Annotated in this window: 1 protein-coding gene; it reads left to right on the plus strand. The window is 39.0% G+C overall.

From position 1 onward, the window contains the following. On the plus strand, window positions 1-2480 hold a 2480-nt coding region (locus AC1DND_RS25660), incomplete at both ends, for a CBM96 family carbohydrate-binding protein (protein WP_477585387.1).

Genomic DNA, 2480 nt, shown 5'->3' on the forward strand with positions numbered 1-2480 from the left:
ATATCATGCGTGGAGTTTACCGTGAAACTGTTACACCATTAAATTCCGGAATAACTTTTACAAAATATAATAATGACAAGGTGGTCATAATGGGGACCGACTCTGTAAAAAATTGGCAACTTTATAAAAACGGAATCTATAAAGCGTATGTGCCTGGTGCTGTAACACAACTGTGTGTAAATAATGCGCTGGGACAAGAGGCTCGCTATCCAAATTCAGATGGCAATAATTTAAGCACTGCGAGTTGGGCACCAGTTAGTATTGATGCTAGTGGAAATGCTACAATTACGGGATTAAGTTCTTCTTCAAATTATTGGAAAGGCGCTACTTTTTTAGGGGTTGTAGCCAAAAAATGGGTATCTGTCAATGGTGTAATCGATGTGTCCAGCGGCAGTACAGTACATTGTGTAAGCCGTTCATCGGCATGGCCTACTACGTATTCAGCCAATTATATTGGTAGTGGTAAAGGATTTATCACCAACCATATCAATGCTCTTGATGCTGTAAATGAGTGGCATTGGCAAAATGATACCTTATACTATTACCCTCAGGATCCTTCGAAATTGCCTCAATTGAATATACAGGCCAGAAAACGTATCAATGGTTTTGATTTGTCCTCTAAATCAAACATAAATATCGTTGGCATAAATTTCCTGTTTGCAAGTATTAAGATGGAGAATTCTTCAAATTGTACCATTGATGGCGTAAATATATTATACCCAACCCCGTATAATAAAAATTTTAAATATGGTTTCCAAAGAACCACCTTTAGTTTATGGGAAAACAAAGGTGTGTCTGTTTCGGGAACCAACAATATTATTAAAAATTCGTACATCGCTCACAGTTGGGGTGATGGAATAAGTGTAGGCGGGACAAACAATACAGTTGATAATTCTTTGGTGGAAGATTGTGATTGGATAGGTAACGATAATGCTCCGGTAAATGTCATTGGAACTGGTCACAACATTACGCATTCTACATTACGTAATGCAGGACGATCTTCAATCGTGCATCGCATAAGCCCTAATACAAATATTACGTATAATAATATTTCCGACGCTGGATATATTACTTCAGATTTAGGAATTACGTATACCTATGGTACAAACGGCCACGGCGCTCAAATAGCCTATAATTGGGTACATGATAATCATGCAGAGAACTTGGGGGAGGGAATTTATTTAGATAATGGCGATACGCTATTTGTTGTGCATCACAATGTGATATGGAAAACGGTAACGGCTATACGTACAAATAAGCCTGCTGTAAATCATGAAATTTATAATAATACAGCTTGGTTATCTACAAATAGTATGGATGCTTGGGGAGTTGCTGGAACTAATATTGAAAATCAAATAGTGCGTAATAGCCTTTCGGATAAACCATGGAGTGTATTTTCTACCGCCAGCAATAATCTCGTTACAACTGCGCCTTTATTTACTAATGTAGCTAATTATGATTTTACATTACAGTCAACATCGCCGGCAGTAGGCTATGGTGTTGCAATTCCAGGAATAACAGATGGTTTTGTAGGAACAGCTCCAGATGCAGGTGCTTACGAATATGGAGGCACCAATTGGGTACCCGGTTCTTCAGTTCAACCCCAAACAATTCAGCAGATTCTATTGGGAGCAGTTATACTACCCCAAACAATAACATTTAATCCGTTGTCAAATGTATTCAATGGTAGTTCAGATATTACTTTAACTGCTACTTCAGATTCAGGTCTACCTATTACGTACACTACTTCTGATCCAAATGTTGCAACCATAATTGGTAGTAAAATGCATATAGTTAGAGTTGGTATATGCACCATTACAGCAAGTCAGGCAGGTGATAGTAATTATTCTGCAGCAACAAGTGTAAGCCAGCCTTTACAAGTTGGAAACACAACTCAATTAACTCCTGTGGCAGACGCATTGGTACGTGATGGAAGTTCAGCAAATCTCAATTTTGGTACAATGAACACATTAGTAGCTAAATACGATGGTGTAAATACTGGATATAACAGGGAGATTTACTTGAAATTTGACCTTAACGGTATAGATAGTTTTGATATTGCCACCTTGCGATTAAACATTGCTGGTGCAGGTACCAATGTAACTTCTACTACCTGGCAGGTGTATTATGTCCCTACAGATACTTGGACAGAAACTGGTGTTACCTGGAACAACAAGCCTGCATCAACTACGTTGTTGGCAACTATAAATGGTAAAAGCTCAGGGTGGGCTGAGTGGGATATAAGCAGTCACGCATTGGCAGAACTTTCGGGTGATAAAGTGGTGTCACTTCGTATAGTTACAACACTTTTGAGCTCACCAGCCGACGTGACATTCAATTCGAGGGAAGCTACCAACACAACGCTTCGTCCACAACTTTTGTTAGTAAAAAATCAATTGCCAACAGTGTCTGTAACTTCCCCTGTAAACAATACATTGGTATCAGCTCCCGCAACATTTAATATTACAGCGGATGCAGCC

This window comes from Pedobacter sp. 01N416, assembly GCF_056399685.1.